The 18319-nt window shown below is 37.9% G+C and carries 20 protein-coding genes; 2 read left to right on the forward strand and 18 right to left on the reverse strand.

The window, feature by feature from the left end; genetic code table 11:
- Positions 1-2 precede the first annotated feature (2 nt).
- Positions 3-902 (reverse strand): EamA family transporter RarD, encoded by a 900-nt coding sequence (rarD, locus tag NSQ61_RS07070; protein ID WP_063389699.1) that lies wholly within the window; start codon positions 900-902, stop codon positions 3-5.
- 138 nt (positions 903-1040) lie between these two features.
- On the opposite strand from rarD, the gene NSQ61_RS07075 reads away from it, so the two are divergent.
- Positions 1041-1454, forward strand: coding sequence for an Hsp20/alpha crystallin family protein (locus NSQ61_RS07075; RefSeq protein ID WP_063389698.1), 414 nt, complete (start codon positions 1041-1043; stop codon positions 1452-1454).
- Between the two features lie 536 nt (positions 1455-1990).
- On the opposite strand, the gene NSQ61_RS07080 is transcribed toward NSQ61_RS07075, so the two are convergent.
- The 16 genes from NSQ61_RS07080 to ypmT all read right to left on the reverse strand — a co-directional run bounded on the left by NSQ61_RS07080 (position 1991) and on the right by ypmT (position 16155).
- Entirely contained in the window at positions 1991-3376 is a 1386-nt protein-coding gene (locus NSQ61_RS07080) for a S41 family peptidase (RefSeq protein WP_066250343.1), read from the reverse strand.
- A gap of 183 nt (positions 3377-3559) precedes the next feature.
- A complete protein-coding gene (locus tag NSQ61_RS07085; protein ID WP_130157584.1) occupies positions 3560-4399 on the reverse strand; it encodes a M15 family metallopeptidase in 840 nt (279 codons plus the stop codon).
- Positions 4400-4635: 236 nt separating this feature from the next.
- Complete coding sequence (gene deoD / locus NSQ61_RS07090; protein ID WP_340806494.1) at positions 4636-5340, reverse strand: purine-nucleoside phosphorylase; 705 nt, start codon at positions 5338-5340, stop codon at positions 4636-4638.
- A 97-nt stretch (positions 5341-5437) separates the two neighbouring features.
- Positions 5438-5746 (reverse strand): YodL domain-containing protein, encoded by a 309-nt coding sequence (locus NSQ61_RS07095; protein WP_063389740.1) that lies wholly within the window; start codon positions 5744-5746, stop codon positions 5438-5440.
- Positions 5747-5825: 79 nt separating this feature from the next.
- Positions 5826-6428, reverse strand: coding sequence for a phosphatase PAP2 family protein (locus NSQ61_RS07100; RefSeq protein ID WP_063389693.1), 603 nt, complete (start codon positions 6426-6428; stop codon positions 5826-5828).
- A 1014-nt stretch (positions 6429-7442) separates the two neighbouring features.
- The gene (locus NSQ61_RS07105; RefSeq protein ID WP_063389692.1) at positions 7443-8213 is read right to left on the reverse strand and encodes a sporulation protein; all 771 of its coding nucleotides are present in this window, start codon (positions 8211-8213) and stop codon (positions 7443-7445) included.
- Entirely contained in the window at positions 8214-9023 is an 810-nt protein-coding gene (locus NSQ61_RS07110) for a serine/threonine protein kinase (RefSeq protein WP_063389691.1), read from the reverse strand.
- Positions 9024-9025: 2 nt separating this feature from the next.
- Positions 9026-9214 carry a hypothetical protein gene (locus tag NSQ61_RS07115; RefSeq protein WP_327855925.1) on the reverse strand — a complete coding sequence of 63 codons (189 nt, stop codon included), beginning with the start codon at positions 9212-9214 and terminating at the stop codon, positions 9026-9028.
- Between the two features lie 175 nt (positions 9215-9389).
- Positions 9390-10004: a hypothetical protein gene (locus NSQ61_RS07120; protein WP_235600520.1), complete on the reverse strand. Its 615-nt coding sequence runs from the start codon at positions 10002-10004 to the stop codon at positions 9390-9392.
- A 148-nt stretch (positions 10005-10152) separates the two neighbouring features.
- Positions 10153-10380 (reverse strand): YozE family protein, encoded by a 228-nt coding sequence (locus NSQ61_RS07125; RefSeq protein ID WP_063389688.1) that lies wholly within the window; start codon positions 10378-10380, stop codon positions 10153-10155.
- A gap of 218 nt (positions 10381-10598) precedes the next feature.
- Positions 10599-11597 (reverse strand): biotin synthase BioB, encoded by a 999-nt coding sequence (gene bioB / locus NSQ61_RS07130; RefSeq protein ID WP_340806503.1) that lies wholly within the window; start codon positions 11595-11597, stop codon positions 10599-10601.
- A gap of 124 nt (positions 11598-11721) precedes the next feature.
- Complete coding sequence (locus NSQ61_RS07135) at positions 11722-11871, reverse strand: YjcZ family sporulation protein (protein ID WP_340786954.1); 150 nt, start codon at positions 11869-11871, stop codon at positions 11722-11724.
- Positions 11872-12235: 364 nt separating this feature from the next.
- Entirely contained in the window at positions 12236-13174 is a 939-nt protein-coding gene (locus tag NSQ61_RS07140) for a magnesium transporter CorA family protein (protein ID WP_063389686.1), read from the reverse strand.
- Between the two features lie 293 nt (positions 13175-13467).
- Entirely contained in the window at positions 13468-14439 is a 972-nt protein-coding gene (gene msrB / locus NSQ61_RS07145) for a peptide-methionine (R)-S-oxide reductase MsrB (protein WP_340806504.1), read from the reverse strand.
- A 164-nt stretch (positions 14440-14603) separates the two neighbouring features.
- Positions 14604-15809, reverse strand: a complete 1206-nt coding sequence (locus tag NSQ61_RS07150) for an MFS transporter (RefSeq protein ID WP_066250280.1) — start codon at positions 15807-15809, stop codon at positions 14604-14606.
- Positions 15810-15960: 151 nt separating this feature from the next.
- Positions 15961-16155, reverse strand: coding sequence for a protein YpmT (gene ypmT / locus NSQ61_RS07155; RefSeq protein WP_063389739.1), 195 nt, complete (start codon positions 16153-16155; stop codon positions 15961-15963).
- Positions 16156-16327: 172 nt separating this feature from the next.
- Between ypmT and NSQ61_RS07160 the strand changes: the two genes are divergently transcribed.
- The gene (locus NSQ61_RS07160) at positions 16328-17707 is read left to right on the forward strand and encodes an RsmF rRNA methyltransferase first C-terminal domain-containing protein (protein ID WP_130157591.1); all 1380 of its coding nucleotides are present in this window, start codon (positions 16328-16330) and stop codon (positions 17705-17707) included.
- Between the two features lie 32 nt (positions 17708-17739).
- Here the strand turns inward: NSQ61_RS07160 and NSQ61_RS07165 are convergent, their stop codons facing one another.
- A complete protein-coding gene (locus NSQ61_RS07165; protein WP_327855922.1) occupies positions 17740-18318 on the reverse strand; it encodes a YpmS family protein in 579 nt (192 codons plus the stop codon).
- Between the last annotated feature and the right edge of the window lies 1 nt (position 18319).

Consider the following 18319-nt stretch of genomic DNA (forward strand, 5'->3'; position numbering starts at 1 on the left):
GGTTACTTTGAGAGTCTAGTCTTCCATATCGTTTTGAAAGAAGGTTCACTCATTGTAAAAATGATGATGCCTGTCCAAATGCAAACAAAGGTGATCAATTCTACAACAGTAAACGGCTCGTGGTAAAGAAAAACGCCGAGAAAAAAAGTGATCGTTGGCGCAATATATTGCAAGACTCCGAGAAAATACATCGGAATTTTAGGCGTACCTTTCGCAAACAGCAATAAAGGGATCGCCGTAATAACGCCTGTTCCCATTAGAAGAAAGTTGGTCGATGCATCCCATTCAAAAAAAACACTGCTTCCTAACGATTCTAAGTATAGCACATAAATGATTCCAATTGGAAACACAACAAACGTTTCAAGCGCCAGACCAAAAGCAGAATCTAATTTTATCACTTTTTTAGCCAGTCCATAAAACCCGAATGTACTCGCAAGAATAAGCGATGTCCACGGGACATGGCCATAATGGACAGTTGATATGAGCACTCCGAAAGCCGCAAACAAAAACGCGGTCTGCTGCCCTTTGTTTAATTTTTCATGCAAAAAGATCATTCCTAATAGTACGCTCACCAATGGATTTATGTAATAACCAAGACTTGTCTCAAGTACACGGTCATGATTCACCGCCCAAATATAAACAAACCAATTGGCGCTGATTAAGAAGGATGAAAGAGCCAACGTTAACAAAATCTTGGGTGATTTAACGATTTTTGTGCACTCATATAAAAAATCAGCAAATCGTTTTTGGAACAAAAGCAACAGCAACACAAAAACAAAAGACCATATGATTCGATGAGCCAAAATTTCCTCAGATGACACATGATCTAATACTTTCCAATAAATAGGGAATATCCCCCATAAAATATAAGATAGACTAATATACATGATTCCTGATCTCATGCTAGATCATCTTCCTTCCCATATCACACATTATATTCTGTTTCGATCGCTTTTTCCAAGAAATTGTTTTGAACGATCTTTCCGCAGCAGTCATATATTACAATGTAACAATTAGGGTCGAAGAGGGATGTGTGAGCAATGAATCTTTGGAAAAACATGAATGCCGGACATGTTGAACAATATATTCAGGAAGTAATGAAGCAAGCGTTTGGTTCACACTATACGGAGCAATTCCCATTCACCAGTCCTTTTCCTATTATGAATCATAAAGAAGCTCCTCCTTCACCTGAATTTTATGAGACAGATGAATTTATCTATATTAAACTTCCGATGAATGATGATTTAAAAAAAATGATAAAAATCCAACATAACCAACACCATTTGCATCTTATGAATTATCCGGAAAAAAATCAACAAAAAAAATTTGTATTTCCTGCACCTGTGAAAAGAAAAGGGACAAAAGCCGTATTTTCTGACGGAATTCTTGAAATTAAATTCGTGAAATTAAAAGATCATCATTATACGGAAATTGATCTTTTCCCATCTGAGTAAAATGAGGCCGGTTTTGTTAACCAGCCTCCACTCATCCAATTTTCGTATGGATAAACTCCGCACTGCCAAAAGGGATCTTCAACATATTCCTGAAACTGAAGATGAAATGCAGACAAATCCGATTCCGCATTTTACTTTAATCCCTTTTCTTAACACCATTCAAAAATATCGAAGCGAACGTTCGCCGCATTATATGAAAGCTCAACAAAAATGAAATGAAAATGGCAGAACGATAGGGAGGTCTATGATTATTAAATTTTTTAAAATGAAATGAAAAGTGGAGAAGGTAGGCAAGAATTTAAAAGCAAAATATTTGTCACTTGCCCTTTTTTATTTGCGATCACTTTACATATATTTGGATGCCTTAGTTGTATTAGCAATCATTCCCTCTTGCTTTATCGTATAGAAAAAATCAGTTAAGTAAAGCTTTTGCAACAGGACTTTCCTTAAATAAAGTCCTTTCAATGTCAACAATATGCTTGAACAAATCTGAAAATAAAGAAGGCGGCCGGAAGACCAAGCCGCTGCTGTCAATTTTATTCCATCTTCGATTTCAATACTTCAATTGCTTTTTTCATTTGGGTATCATTTTTTTCAATTTTTTCTCTTACTAAATCCATCAGTTTGATTGTCGTATCTTGTGAGATTTTCCCCGTTTGTTTTAATTGATGGTCTCTTTGGAAAGCAACAACAGTATTTTTTAATGCCTTATCAAAATATCCGTCCACATCTGTTTTATAGCCTAAAGCTTGAAGCATTTTCTCAGCTGTTTTCACTTCTGTTGAAACGTCGCCTTCCTGCAACGTTTTTTCAGGATTTAAATATGGTAAATGAGCATATTCAGGCAAAGTCACTTTATATTGAGGTTCTATTCCTTTTTCGTGAATCCATTTGCCTGAAGGTGTCAGCCATTTGGCAATCGTATATTTCATCGACGAACCGTCTTCAAACGTTTTAGCGCTTTGAACGGTTCCTTTTCCGAACGTTTTTTCTCCTACAATCGGAATTCCCTCCGATTCGTTCAAAGCCGCGGCCATAATTTCGGCTGCGCTGGCTGTTCCATTATCTGTGATGACTACGACCGGAACATCAACGATTGGTTGATTTTCCGCTTTATAAATATCCTTTGATCCGTCTTTTGCTTCAACTTGCAAAATCTTTTTGCCTTTATCAACAAACATATTTGACATCGTTATGGCTTGGTCCATCAATCCCCCAGGATTTTGTCTTAAATCGAGGACAATTCCTTTTACTTTTTTCTCCTTCAGCTCTGTCAATGCATCTGCCAATTCTTTTCCAGTGTTCTCGGAAAATTTTGTGATTTGTATTTTTCCAATTTTATTTTCTACAACTTCACTATAAACTGTTTCAATCGGAATCGTATCTCTTGTAATCGTAAAGGTCAGCGTGCCGACGCCATCCCGTTCAATTTCAAGGCTTACTTTCGTTCCTTTTTCGCCACGAATAAGAGATACCGCTTCATTCACAGACATTCCTTCAACACTTTTATTGTCAACTTTTAAAATTTTATCTCTCGGTTTCAACCCTGCTTTCTCGGCGGGCGAGCCTTTTATCGGCGAGACGATCATGATATAGCCGTTCGTCTCTGTTACTTCTGCACCGATTCCTTCAAAGCTTGAAGATATATTTTCTTCAAATCCTTCTGATTCTTTCAAATCCATATATGACGTATACGGGTCGTCGAGAGATTCTACCATCCCTTTGACAGCACCTTCTACCAATTTTTCATCATCTATTTTTTTATAATATTCTTGCTTTAACGTATCATATGCTGAATAAAGCTTCTCAAAACTATCATTTTCTTTTTCAGATGCTGACGTAAAGTTGAGTAATGTGAGCGTAAAACCGCAAGTTATTATGACCGTCAGTACAATAGCGATGAAAAAATTTCGTTTTTTAATATACAACACAACTCCCCCTTTAATCCATCCATTTCATTATGTCCGACAATTACAATATCGTCAAACGATCTATGTGTTTCTGTCGGCAAAGAAATGGCAAGTCAAAACGTTAAATCAACGCTCTTTCATCCTTCATCTCTTGTTTATGAAAAAATCAATCCCGCTTCAGCGGGAGAGCTTCGGTTAAATTTTCTTTACTTTTTGGAAATATTCTTCAAGTGTTAAATTATTTTCATATATGACTTTTGCAGCTTTCTTTCCAACGTAGCGAATATGCCAAGGCTCATACTTATATTTTGTGATCGCTTCTTTCCCTTTCGGATAGCGGATAATATAGCCAAATTTATGGGCGTTTTGTTGAAGCCATTTTCCTTCCTTCGTTTCCCCAAATTTTTCAGTAATTTGAAAATCTACACTTTCACTCGTCACATCAATAGATAACCCTGTCTGATGCTCACTTTGACCAGGTTTTGCTACTGCTTGAACTGCTTTTTGCTCCCCTTTTTGTTTTTTTTCTGCTTCAAACAGCTCAACCTGCCGATCGTACGAACGAAAGCCTGAGGCTCCGAAAAGAATCACGCCGTCTTTTTTCGCAGCTGCAAAAAGCTGTTCAAGTGCCGCAGCTGCTTCCTTGCGCAAATAACGCTTCGGAACATCCGCGTCCCCGAATGAAAACTGTATGTTTGGCACTGTCAAATCATTTGGTTTATAGTCGACAGGAAGGAAAAAATCTTTATTGACAAGAACTAAAATATTGTCAGGATTTTGAATAACGGGTTGACCGTTAACCGTTTGTACGACATTAAAATATTGCTCCTCAAGCAAAAATTCCGGATCAATTTGTTCTGTTTGGACGGTTTTTTCCGTTGTTTGGACGAGTTCTTTGTTTTCTACTGTTTTTGCTTGCGGTTCATTCTCTTCAACATAGTCGCTTCCATGAAAAAAGGGAAGCTTATCAAATGGCATTGAGCATCCGGCAAGCATCAAAGCTGCAAGAATCGTGACTGCGATGATTTTATGCATAAAAATTCCCACCTTGTATAATCTCTCACTCCTATTTTAACACTTGTCCAAACAGAAGAAAAACGGTTCTTACATTATAACTTATCATAACGTTCAATAAAAGAAAGGAGCAGATGACGATCTTTCAAATTCTAAAACAAGAGAGTGGATGTAATAAATGGAGCTAAGCCGTTCCCTTCATTTTTTGTGAACATGTTTTTAAAAATAAAAAGCGGCATGACGCCGCACATGCCGTGTTATTCCTGTATAGCAGCTTCAAGAGCGATTTCAACCATTTCGTTAAAGGTCGATTCCCTTTCGGCAGCAGATGTTTCTTCCCCAGTCAGGACATGGTCGCTGACCGTTAAAACAGATAATGCTCTTCTGCCGAATTTCGCAGCAAGTGTATAAAGAGCAGCCGTTTCCATTTCAATTGCCAAAATTCCATATTCAGCCCATTTTTCGTGCTCCGCTTGATCATTATAGAATAAATCCGTCGTGAACACGCTTCCGACTTTGACGTCGATTCCTTTTGATACTGCAGCATCATAAGCTTTTTTCAGCAAATCAAAATTAGCGGTAGGCGCATAATCAACAGAGCCAAACGTTATGCGGTTCATTTGGGAATTCGTTGATGCGCTCATAGCTAAAATGCAGTCTCTGATGCGGACGTCTTTTTGAATGGAACCGCAGGAGCCAACGCGAATAAGCGTTTGCACATCGTACTCTTGCATGAGTTCATGAATGTAAATCGAAATCGATGGAACCCCCATTCCTGTTCCTTGGACAGAGATGCGCTTTCCTTTGTAAGTTCCGGTAAAACCGTACATTCCTCGAACTTTGTTGTAGCATACAGCATTTTCCAAAAAAGTTTCCGCAATATATTTGGCCCGAAGGGGATCACCGGGAAGCAATATTTTGTCAGCAATCTCGTCTTTTTTCGCACCAATATGAATGCTCATGTTATCAAGCCCCTTCATTTAAAATAATTGAAGTAATATTATCATAACATAGCAGATTTTTCATGAGAATCCGTGCAGCATATTTTGCATCCTCCAATCACCGGACGTGAATGCGGTGAATTTTTTTCCACCCGCCGGTCACTAATTTATAATACTTTGTTCCATTTTTTCCTTCATCAATAAAAACAATGTCTCCTGTCCAAATATAACGTCCGTTATAATCCGGAGGGATCGCTTCCGAAATATTAAATTTCCGAAAAATTTTTTTGAGCACTTCCTGATGATTTTTTGCACGGACAGTTAAGCGGTATACGGGCCGATACCCTTTTTTCTCCCCGATGTTTGGTGTTTGAAAGATCGTCACATCATAATCGGTCGATGGATTAGACAATTTAAGAAGATTCAGTGCCAACCTTGTCCCCTCCAAATACAATTTTCCAAACTTATTTGCTGTCAATGGAGGGAATTCCTGCTGCGAATGTCAACTACTTTTGTCGAACCTTTTCTGATATTGTCAAGATAAACATAAGCCAGCACAATCCAACCGCAAATCCCGCCAAAACATCTGTTAAATAGTGAACTCCCAAATAAATTCTGCTTAATCCAATCAACAGACATAAAATACTGGAAACAGCAAAAACGACCCGCTTTCCTTTTTTTATGCGGGTGCTGATTAAATAAGCGATCAAACCGTAGACAGCTGTTGAATTCATCGTATGACCGCTTGGAAAACTGTAGCCGGAAATATCGGTCAGTCGATCAAAATCAGGGCGCTCTCTTTTCACCATTTCTTTTATCATTTCATTCATCCAACGAACTCCGTATAAATTTATGTAAAGAATAATGAACGTGATCCATTTTTTTCGAAATATATAATAAATACTTATGAAAATAGTGACAGGGAGAAGAATATGATATGAACCAATTTCTGTAAAAAAGAACATAATGGAAGTGAATGGATCATTTCGAACCCCTTCGATTGATTGAACAATTGTATCGTCAACATGGCGAACTGTCTCATTTTTAATCGCAAAGGAACTCGTTATCAAATAAAAAAGCAGGATGAAAAATATATATGTTTTATTCATCTAAGGCAGCGAAGATATGCCACTTTTTAGCGAAAGTGGGAAAGGTAATCGCTTTTTCCTCCCTTCGTTTCGTTGTATTTCTTAGTATAGTAAAAAATAGGAAAAACGCAAATCGTTTAAAACGTCTTATTCTTTTTATCGCTGATATTCGAAACAATTTTTGCTGAAACCTATGATAGAATGATAGTTGGGGAGGTGGTGGAAAACAGTGGATAAAAAAATACATCCATTCATACTATTAAATTTGTTGATCAATTCGATCGTGTTGGGGATGTTTGCTTATGACAATTACAGCGAACATAATATAGGTTATAGCATCACTTTTACAGTCTTATGTATATTTTTTGTTTTCTTAACTATTTATGGGTTCATGAACAATAGTAAAATTAACCGAGCAAAGCAATAAAAGAATGATGCTTCTTTTTGATGTTAAATAGTAGTGATGGCCGCCTTTTAATAAGGTGGAGGAGAATTTCCTTTGCGTGCTGCTGGTATTTTCTTATTCAAGTTAAGAAGTTTACTGTTGCCGCGCATTGATAAATCCGTTCATTCATCTTTTCAAGAGAGTGTGTGAACTGGATACATTTCCTTCCGTCTTTATATACATAGAGAGCTTTGATTTTTAAGTTCTTCATCGCCATAAATTTTGATAGCTGGCTTCTATTTCTGAGCAGCAAAAGCAGAGGGGTGACGATATGTGCTGCCCAACACCCCTTCCATTTTCGCAGCCTTAATGCGCCCTCTTCCTCCCATTTTGGGTTGGTCCGATTTTATCGCGGCCACAATAAATTTAGCTAGTTAAAAATGCCGCGTAATTTGACTGCACAGCTACTTTGACAGCTTTTCTAAACGGAATAGTCTTTCTCCGTTGTCGCTAATATGAGAGCTTTGTTATACACCTACTTACGCCATAACCGACTGATTCTATTCCCCGTCGGATTTTATGACAACAGCCTTTTAAATTGGACATGATTGTAAAATTTTCATACAAAAAAACTAGGCTCTCCTTGTTTATCAGCTATATTGGCGAATGATATTGATAAGCTTGCTATCAAGATTCGGCACGTCCTGCCTGCTTACACGAACTCGAACGTAGCTTTCATCCAAATCTAGCGCTTCGGCGAGAAACCCGGAAAGTCCTCTTGCTCTTCGATCAATTTCCATAATCATTTCAATATCGTGTTCGCCTATCGAATAGAAAACAATTTCAAGCTCCTTTAAACGGCCTCTAAATGGACCGGAAGTCGGATAAAATTCAAACTCTTGAATGAACGGTAGCCTTTTTCTTAAACGATATGGCGCTGCTTCATTTTCAACTTGAAGGAGCTTAAATCCGATTCGGTTTATACTGTTTAATACTTCCTTCATTAAGCCGCCGGGAACAACGTCGATATAGTCCGTATCTTTCGGATCGATCGCTCCTTTAATATCCAATCCGGTATGAATCCATACTTTGGATGCTCCGATAGTAATTGGAGTATCAAGCGGAAGCTGAAATGAAAACGGAATTTCTTTCGTTTCATTCGGCAGTATGACGAAAGGTTTATTGATTTGTATTTTAGCGATTTCTGCTTGCCTCTTCTCTCTACGATCATCTACTTCTTTTATATAATGCGTAAGAACGGACAAGTAAATTTCGTCAATTTTTTGTTCAACGTTTCCTCCATTAATGACAACAATGCCTTTCACCTCTTCGCCGGGATAGAACGTTGAGGAGGTAAGCTTCGTATCTACTTTTGCCGCTCCAATCCCGATGCCCGCGAAAATTTTATTAAATAGAGACATTTATTCTCCCCCTATTTCGGAATTTTTCTGAATATCCTCTAGAATCTCCTCTGCTGATCTGTATGAACCATCCATTCCAAACAGCTTTTTTATAATATTCTTTGATTCTACGGAAATATCTAGCTCCTCTTCCCAACTTTTTTCTTTTTTTCCCTTTTGATCAAATGATGAATAAAGCAAAAACAATACGAAATGCCCCAGCGCATAAAAATCCGTCTGAAAGCTAATTTTACGCATCCTTTGCTTTTCCGGCTCCCATTTATGAAAACTCTCCTCTTCTTCATCTGTAATCAAACGGGACAAGCCAAAATCAATGATGGAAATACTGTCGTTGTAAAGAAGAATGTTCGGTATTCTTAAATCACGGTGGACAACGTTTTGATCATGTATATACTGGACAACTTCGAGAATTTTTGTTAAATAATGAAAAGCATCTTTTTCGGAATATTTTTTTCCAAATTGAAAGATTAATTGCTCAAATGTTAGCCCTTCTTTGTATTCCATGACAAGATATTGATGGCTACCATCATTGATTTCAGCATATAAAGCTGGAACGGCAGGATGACTTAATTTTTGCAATATTTCCCTTTCTTTTTGAAAAGGCCGTTCACCCGTTGTTTTTCTTCGCTTTCGGAGCTGCTTCAAAACGACTTTTTGATGTGTGGACAAATCTTCTGCAAGATACGTGATTCCGTAGCTCCCTACTCCTAAAAATTTTTGGACTACGTATCGTTCGATAACAGATCCTGGTTTATGCAGCCGCTCACCCCAAAGCGGAAACGGCTTCCAAAACTTTTTCCAAACTTCCATCATCAGCTGCTATACGAACCGGAAAAGAATCCAAACCCAGAGCGATGTTTTCTTTTATAATAATGATGGCCGTAAGAAGTTGGATCATGTTTGTATTTTGACTTAGGATAATGCTTTTTGTGGTAGTGGCTGCTGCTGGAATAATGGTAAGGGCGATGGCCTAAAAACGATTTGATGAATTTTTTCAACATACACCTTTTCCCTCCTTCTTGTATTACTTGTTTTTACGAAAAAAATCTGTATTGGTTTCAGTTTAAAAAATTTTTTGAATAAAAAGATTGGAAGACCTGGTAATCTTCCATTCCTCTATTTCTATTACTTGTCATCCATTGCAGTTTTTTCATTAGAAAATTTTTCAAAAAAAGATCATGGTAAGCGGCTCATTTTTTTCAAATATTGAATGACAACGTCCATCATTTCCTTATATTTTTTATCCCCAAATAAATCGTAAAGACCTTTGTAATCATTATACAGATCAAGGAGGGAATCAATGATTTCCTGCTGCATAGGCTTTGTTTTCTTTTCGTTTTTTTGGCTGTTCATCGGAGCAGAAGCATTTTTCTGTGCGCCCATCCCAGCAATATGTTGGATAATATGAATATTTTGCAAATGTTGATCTGCTTCTTTTTTCGAAACGGCCAGCTTTAATTCATCCGCAGATGATTCCATCCATTCCCCGTCGCGCACCCGCACTAATTCATAAATCACTTCCTCCCACGCATCGTCTTTATATCTCCACAATTCCGTCCGGTACCCGACAATTTTGAAAATTTCATCACCATAGCCTTTCACATAAACAAGATCGCCAATTCCAAACATCAGTTCCACTTCAACCGTTTCTGACTCAAACACAGTCCCATCATATTCTGATAAAAACTGTAATGAATGTTCAAAATATAAAATTTCACTGTAATTGATTTCATATAAAAACTCTTCGTCCATCGTATGGATGTTGGTAATCGTCCCCAAAGTACCGTACAAAGTAATAACGACTTGATCGCCAATATTGAACTTCGGTTTTTTTCTTTTCAGTATGAAGGCACCCCCTTTAATGCCATCACTCTTTCGATTATCACATTATATGCATCATCAACTTGTTTGAGTTGGGCGGACTATTTTGAAGGCTCAGTCAATGTTTTTGTTCAATCAATTGAACATATTTTTCCCAAGCTTCATCAAAAACAGACATGTTTTCCAAATATGATCCATTTAATTCCAAGTAATTGCTGAGTTCATCATAATCAGTTGAATTTTTCGGAAAGCTGTGGTCAAGATAAGCATCGTTTGCAAACTTGCTGATTTTGTCCTTCGGTTTAGGATGTCTGAACGTCATCAAATAATGATAAAAAGAACTCATATTTCCACCTTCCTAAAAAATTTGCTTGTTTCATTATAACGTTTTGATAAATTTTCGAAAATAAAAAAACCGCCTTTTTATGGAGCGGTTTTAAAGAGAAAACATGCTCTTTCTTCAGCTGCAGCTGGAAAAAGATTTTTTATTGTTTTATAGAATGGACCATATTTATTCTCCACTGATTAAAAAACAACGATCCATTATGCCAAGACACCGTTTCCTTATTGAACGGTTTCTGGAAGCGGATTTAAGTCAATCTCAAAGCCTAAATCTTTTAACATTTCGTGATCTTTTGACATTTCCTGTCCTTCAGTTGTTAAATAGTCTCCGATAAAAATAGAATTAGCCGCATATAACCCAAAAGGCTGTAGCGAGCGCAAGTTTACTTCCCTTCCTCCGGAAATGCGTATTTCTTTTGTCGGCAGCATGTAGCGGAATAAGGCAAGCACCTTTAAACAATATCGAGGATTAAGATTATTTTCTCCTTGCAACGGAGTTCCTTCAATAGGATGAAGAAAATTAACCGGAATAGAATCTGCGTCGATCTTCTTTAAAGCAGCTGCCATTTCAATAACATCTTGTTTCGATTCACCCATCCCGATAATCACACCGGAGCAAGGAGAAATCCCTGCACGTTTGACTTTGTCAACTGTGTTTACGCGATCTTCATATGTATGACTAGTGACTATATGTTCATGATATCTTTCTGATGTGTTCAAGTTATGATTGTATCGATTGACACCAGCTTCCTTCAATCGTTCCGCCTGTTCGTCTTTTAAAATTCCTAAACATGCGCAAACCGTCAAGTTGTATGTATCTTTTATTTCGCGTACAGATTCGCATATTTTTTCTAACTCATGGTTTGTAGGCCCTCTTCCGCTTGCAACGATGCAGAAAGTTCCAGCTTTCAACTCTTGTGCCCGTTTGGCCCCCTCTAAAATGGCTTCTTTTGAAAGCAGCGGGTATTTGTCGATCGGAGCCGTTGATACGGAAGATTGGGAACAGTAGGAACAGTTTTCTGGACAATATCCTGATTTTACATTCATGATCATATTTAACTTCACTTTATTCCCGTAAAATGCTTTTCGAATCTTGTAAGCACCATGCAGAAGAAGCAGCAATTCTTCATCAGGACAGTCCAAAATTGCAGCAGCTTCCTCATAAGTTATTTTATGTCCAAATAGTACGTTTTCGGCTAATTCAACCCAATCGATTCTCATTTCGTAATCCCCCTTTTCTGTAATACTTAAATGGTAAAAAAAGAAAGGATATATGTCAACTATTTTTTAAATTAAGTTTACATAAAATGCAGATAAAAATCCTGCCCGAAAAGGCAGGATTTTTTTATTTTACATAAGCGCAGCCGACAATGATCAAAAGTATAAATAATACTACGATCAAAACGAAGGAAGATCCGCCGCCATATCCGGCACCATGTACCGGATAACCGTATCCATGTCCACAATGGTGAAAATCGTGATGGTGAAAATGCATTTGCCCCACTCCTCATTTTTTAATCTAGGTTTCAGTTTACATTATGTTTTTTTGGACTTTCAGGTATGTGCACATGCCTATTTTTCCAAATTCTTTGGAACAAACGCCCTGCAGTTGGAAATTGGAAACACCAGTTGTGCAAGCGGGCAGATGATATCGTCCTATAAGAAACATGAGGAGGAACTCATCTGCGACCGCATTGTGATTGTCTTAAAAAATCAATTTTACAAATTTTAGATTATCTGAGATTACTATAGACATGGCAGCGGTCAACGAAAGAAAAGGAGTGGGCAAATTCGTCTTTTTCCGACATAAGCTGCTAGTATTAGTTCAGAGTCATCTGACCAGTTATGGTTGTACAAGTTTAAAAATATCTTTTTTTCCAAAAAATATAAGCTGTTAAGCTTGACATGAGCAATGAAATGGAAATGGGAATAAAAAACGCAAAATGATGATTTTGAAACGGTATCGGCACATTCATCCCATACAAGCTCGCTACTAATGTCGGAATAGAGATGACGATCGTAATTGCCGTCAAAAATTTCATGACAATATTGACATTGTTGGAAATGACTGATGCAAATGCGTCCATCATTCCGCTTAAAATACTTAAATATACCTCTGTCATTTCAATTGCTTGTTTGTTTTCGATAATGACATCTTGCAAAAGATCTTGATCTTCCTCATACATTTTCAAGTAATTTAATCGCAGCAGCCTTTCCATGACAATATTATTGGATTTCAGCGATGTCGTAAAATAAACTAAGCTTTTTTCCAGACTGAGCAATGAAAAAAATTCTTTATTTTTCATCGATTGATGAAGCTCTTTTTCTACTTCGCTCGTTTTGCGATTAATTTGTTTCAGATATCGCAAATAATAAGTTGAAGTTAAATATAAAATTTGAAAAGCAAAACGCGTTTTCATAAACGTATAAAAACCTTTAACTTTGTTTCTGGCAAACTGTTCAAAGATTGGGTTTCCTTGCAAACATACTGTAATAAAACAACTGTCAGTAATGATCATTCCGATCGGGATCGTTTCATAAAACGTTTGCCCGATGTCATCTACCGTGATAACAGGAATGTCAACAATAATCAACACATTGTGGTCCTCTTTTTCAATCCGGGATCTTTCCTCATCATCCAGTGCATCTTTAAAAAAGTCTATTGGAATTTGCAGCCGTTCTGACACGAAATGAACTTCTTCCTCAGTCGGTGCCACCATGTTGATCCAACAACCGTTTTGAATATCTTCAATTTCCTTCAATTGGCCGTTCGCGCTTGACATATAAATGTTCAGCATGCTTTAACCTCCTTTGCTAGAGGCAGTCTGCACGCGCAAGAGTGTCATCGCTTACGAACAGCGCCTCTTTCCGCATACATACTGCCTTACCTATCTCGGGCCCGTCCGGATCTAAAAAAGAACCGCTATTCATAAACGATTTTCACCCTCCTTCATCCATAAAAATTCAACCTAATATATGATACTAATTTTGTTTTACGATGTATATAGGTTTTAACGGAATTTTACATAAATTTGAACATTTAATAAAAAAAGGGCACATGTTTTTGTGCCCATTCGTTTACATATAATCTTTACTCTGTTTGATCGTCTTCAAACAGTTTTTTATATTCACCATAGCCTTCTTGTTCGAGCTGATCTTTCGGTATAAAGCGAAGCGCAGCCGAGTTAATGCAGTAGCGAAGGCCTGTCGGTTCTGGACCGTCAGGGAAAACATGTCCAAGGTGCGAATCCGCCGTTTTGCTTCTAACCTCTGTACGGATCATGCCGTAAGATGTATCTAATTTTTCGACGATCTCATGCTGATGAAGCGGTTTTGTAAAACTTGGCCATCCGCAGCCTGAATCAAATTTATCGAGCGAGCTGAAAAGCGGTTTTCCCGAGACGATGTCGACATAAATCCCTTCTTCTTTATGATCCCAATATTCATTTTGAAATGGAGGCTCCGTCCCGTTGTTTTGCGTCACCTCATATTGCATCGGAGTCAATCGTTTCTTCAGCTCTTCTTTATCCCAGTCGCTCCAATGCTTGCGTATAAATTCATCCCGTCCAGACGCTTGACGATACCGTTTGTAGTGAAAAGGATTTTTTTTGTAGTAATCTTGATGATAGTCTTCGGCTGGGTAAAAAGGTTTTGCCGGCAATATTTTGGTCGCAATCGGTTTTTCAAAACGTCCGCTTTTTTCTAAAAGCTCTTTCGATTGTTCCGCGAGCTCGCGCTGTTCCTCCGAATGATAAAAAATAGCCGTTTTGTAAGATTCTCCCCTGTCATAAAATTGTCCGCCCGGATCAGTCGGATCAATTTGCTGCCAAAATATATCCAGAAGCTTTTTATATGGAAACACGTTCGGATCAAAAGTAATTTGCACGGCTTCCACATGACCCGTCGTGTGCGAGCACACTTCTTCATATGTCGGATTTTCCTTATGTCCTCCCGTATATCCGGAAACAACCTTAATAATTCCCGGAAGCTCATCAAAAGGCTGAACCATGCACCAGAAGCAGCCACCCGCAAAAGTAGCCAATTCATATTTTTCATTGCTCATCATTTTCCCTCCCTTTAGCTAATTTTCCTGCCTGCTCATTCTCATCGCAAAAGTAAAGATCAACTTGTTCTTCCTACAATACATTATAAAACGATTAAAAAGAACAAAACAATTGATTTGCAACTCAAGCATAGCGAAGTCCAAAAACTAGTATATTCGTTCCATTAAGAATTTTTCCTTTTTTGCTCCATGTTATCACGAAATGGCCATAACGCTGCCATCATGAAGGCTAAAAGCAAAACGATGGAAGCTAAAACGTATGGAAAATCGACGTCGATATCAAACAAAATTCCTGCAATCGCAGGACCGACAATGTTTCCTAAACTTGTATAAGTAGAGTTCATGCCGGCAATAAACCCTTGTTCATCTCCTGCCATATTGGATAATAGAGTGGTGACAGCTGGTCGAAGAAGATCGCATGCTAAAAATACAGCAAACGTTACAGCCATAATGAAAAAGTAGCCGTCAACTAAGGTTGACAGAAAAATAAAGACGGAAGCGCCTAATAAACAAATTTCAATCAACCTTTTCTCGCCAAGATACTTCACTAGCTTGTCAAAGAAAACGATTTGGGCGATGAGTCCAAAAATCGTTCCTGTTGTTATGACGATGGAAATATCTTTCGGCGAAAAACCGAATTTTTTATCGACAAACAAACCGAACATCGTTTCATATGCGGAAAGACCAAATGCTAAAACAAACACGATCAATAGCGGTACAACATACGGAGGTTTGATCGATTTGCTTAATTCGCTGAAAAATTGAAGACGAGTTTGTTTTTCATCTAATTGTTGAATGTTATCATTTGGAAGCGGTTCTTTTAAAAGGAGAATGGAAAAAACGGCTGCGACAAGCGCAATAAATGCCGCAAGAAAAAACGGCACCCGAATGCCGAATTCTGCTGCAAATCCTCCGATGCCGGGCCCGATAATAAAACCTGCGTTAATGCTGGCAGACAAATATCCAAGCGCTTTCGGCCTGTCCTCTAAAGTGGTGATATCTGTAATAAACGCAGTAACAGCGGGCATAATACATGCCGCGCTGATTCCGCCAATTATTCTTGAAATCAAAAGCAAGAAGAACGCAGAACCTATTGCAAATAAAAATTCGGATACAGCAAACAAAACTAAACCGATGACAATCATAATCTTTCTGCCAAAACGGTCAGTAAAAATCCCCGTGACCGGCGAGGAAAACAACTGGGCAGTTGAAAATGCTGCTATGAGATATCCCATATAAACGCCCGATAAATTTAGTTCATTCATATAAGCGGGCAAAACCGGAACAACGAGTCCGATTCCTAAAAAAGCGATAAAAACATTGCAAAGCAGTAATATAAGGGAGATATTTTGTTTATTTGAACGTAACATGATAACTTCACCTGCATATCTTTGACTTTAAATTTTTATGTATCAAGAATCAACTACGATGTAAAATTTTTACTTTTACAGGAAAGAAAGAAGGCGATCCATCAAAGGACGTTTTTCATCCTTCTGGATCCCCTTTCTATCTCGCTTTTCTTTAACTTTTATGCTCGCGCAAATGAAGTACATATACAGCAATGCTTAAAAACAAGGCGCAGTAACCGACATTTATGTAAACTTTGTCTAAATTGTAATCTAAGTTTCCAGCAAGGTATTGTTTATATGCCATACCGCCAAAATAAACAGCAAGGAGGAACATGACGATGCTAGCAATTAAATATATTTTTTTCAAATACATCACCCCTACACCAAATTCCCTTGCTTTTCTTTTTCTATAAAAATGTTTCATCTCTAACAATTTATTTTCTCTTATCTTCACCTCTCCGTCAAGAATTCGCCAGAAAGAATTTTCGCCATTATGTTTCATATTCCGCTATAATATTTTAGGAAAGGAGATCTGAAATATGGCATTACCTGATGATTTTTGCCGGAAAATGAAACAATTGTTAAAAAATGAAGCAGATGATTTTTTTTCTGCTTTGCGAGATGAACCGATCAAGGGACTGCGCTTCAATCGTCTAAAAATAGAAAAAGAAACGTTCATTCGGAAAATACCTTTTTCTCTTTCTTCAGTTCCCTTTTGTGAAGACGGATTTTATTACGATGAAAAACAAGACGAGCCCGGAAAACACCCTTTTCATGCAGCTGGGCTCTATTATATACAAGAACCGAGTGCTATGGTTCCTGCTGAAGTGCTTCAGGCAAAACCCGGAGAAAAAATATTAGATTTGTGCGCTGCGCCAGGAGGAAAATCGACGCAAATTGCCGCAGCGATGGAAAATGAAGGAATTCTTATCTCAAATGAAATTCATTTCAAACGAGCGAAAGCACTATCGGAAAATATTGAACGTTTCGGAATTCAAAACGCTATTGTGATAAATGAACGGCCCGAAAAACTGGTTCAACACTTTCCTAATTATTTCGACAAAATTTTAGTTGATGCCCCGTGCTCTGGAGAGGGAATGTTTCGAAAAGATGATAACGCCATCGAATTTTGGAGCGAGGATCTTGTTGAAAAATGCTCGTACACGCAAAAAAAGCTGTTATCTTTAGCGTTTCAAATGTTAAAACCCGGCGGAACTCTCGTCTATTCCACCTGCACGTTTTCTCCTGAAGAAAATGAACAGGTTATTGAGGCATTTGTAAGCATGCATCCAGAAATGTCTCTTGTTGAAATTCCTAAACGTGAAGGTTTTGATCGAGGAAGAGTGGAATGGACAAAAACGAATTTTGAAGAAATTTCAAAATGCATCCGCCTTTGGCCGCATAAAATCAAAGGTGAAGGGCATTTCGTTGCGAAATTAATCAAAAATGGCGAAAACAATACGAGAAGCAGCGTTTCATATTTAAAATCAAATGTCAAAAAACAGCAATTAGCTGAGTTTCAGCAATTCGAACATTCTTTTTTAAAGAAAAGAATAACCGGGGCATTTTTCTTAAAAAAACAACAGCTGTATGTATTACCTGAAAAATGCCCAGATATTACTTCGTTGAACGTTTTGCGGGCGGGTCTCCATCTTGGAGAAATCAAAAAGAAACGATTTGAACCGAATCATCATCTTGCCCTGTCACTCACACCAAATGATGTGAAATACAGTTATTCCTTCTCAACGAACGAAAAAGATTGGCAAGCTTATTTAACGGGAGAAACGATTTCATCTCCATTGGGTGTAGACAGGGGATGGATATTAATGACAATAGACGGCGAATCGATCGGTTGGGGAAAAGAAACGAAAGGAACCATTAAAAACTTTTATCCAAAAGGTCTTCGTGTTCAATTTTGACAAAACAAAAGCGGGTTTTGATACCCGCTTATTTATTTGAGAGGGAGCGGAACATACAAATTTGCTGAAATTACCCCTTCCTCCAAATCAATTTTTTCAGCTTGAATTTTAGACCCGTTTTCCAATGACAGCTGATCAAGAAAGACTACAATCTGGCGATTTTTTGCATCAATCTGCACTTCTTTTGGAAAGTGGTATTGGGAATCAATATATTTCAACACATAAGAAACCGGAACGGAAAGTCTCCCAACCGATAAGCTTTTCACCTTTAAAATGACGTTTCCCTGCTGTACACTCGGTTCAAAAGACATGACCATGTCCAAATCCCGGCCGAAAGCGAGAAGGCTGCCGTACAGTTTAATATCATCCGTAATTTCAACCCAGTATGTGAGAGGCTGATGAACGGCTTCCTTTTTTAAATAATCATTGATGACCTTAGTTACTGTCTGTTTATCTGTTTCCACTTTAAAGACAGCAAAATCTTTACTACCTTCCGCTTCCTTTTTCAGAGGCGGCTTTTCCCCAGGCATAAGCAGAAGACCAGAGGAGATGAGAATAATCAAAAAATTGGAAAACAACAAGATAAAAAATGCAAGCTTCCATTTATTCATT

The organism is Aeribacillus sp. FSL K6-1121 (assembly GCF_038003725.1).
GTDB lineage: Bacteria > Bacillota > Bacilli > Bacillales > Aeribacillaceae > Aeribacillus > Aeribacillus composti.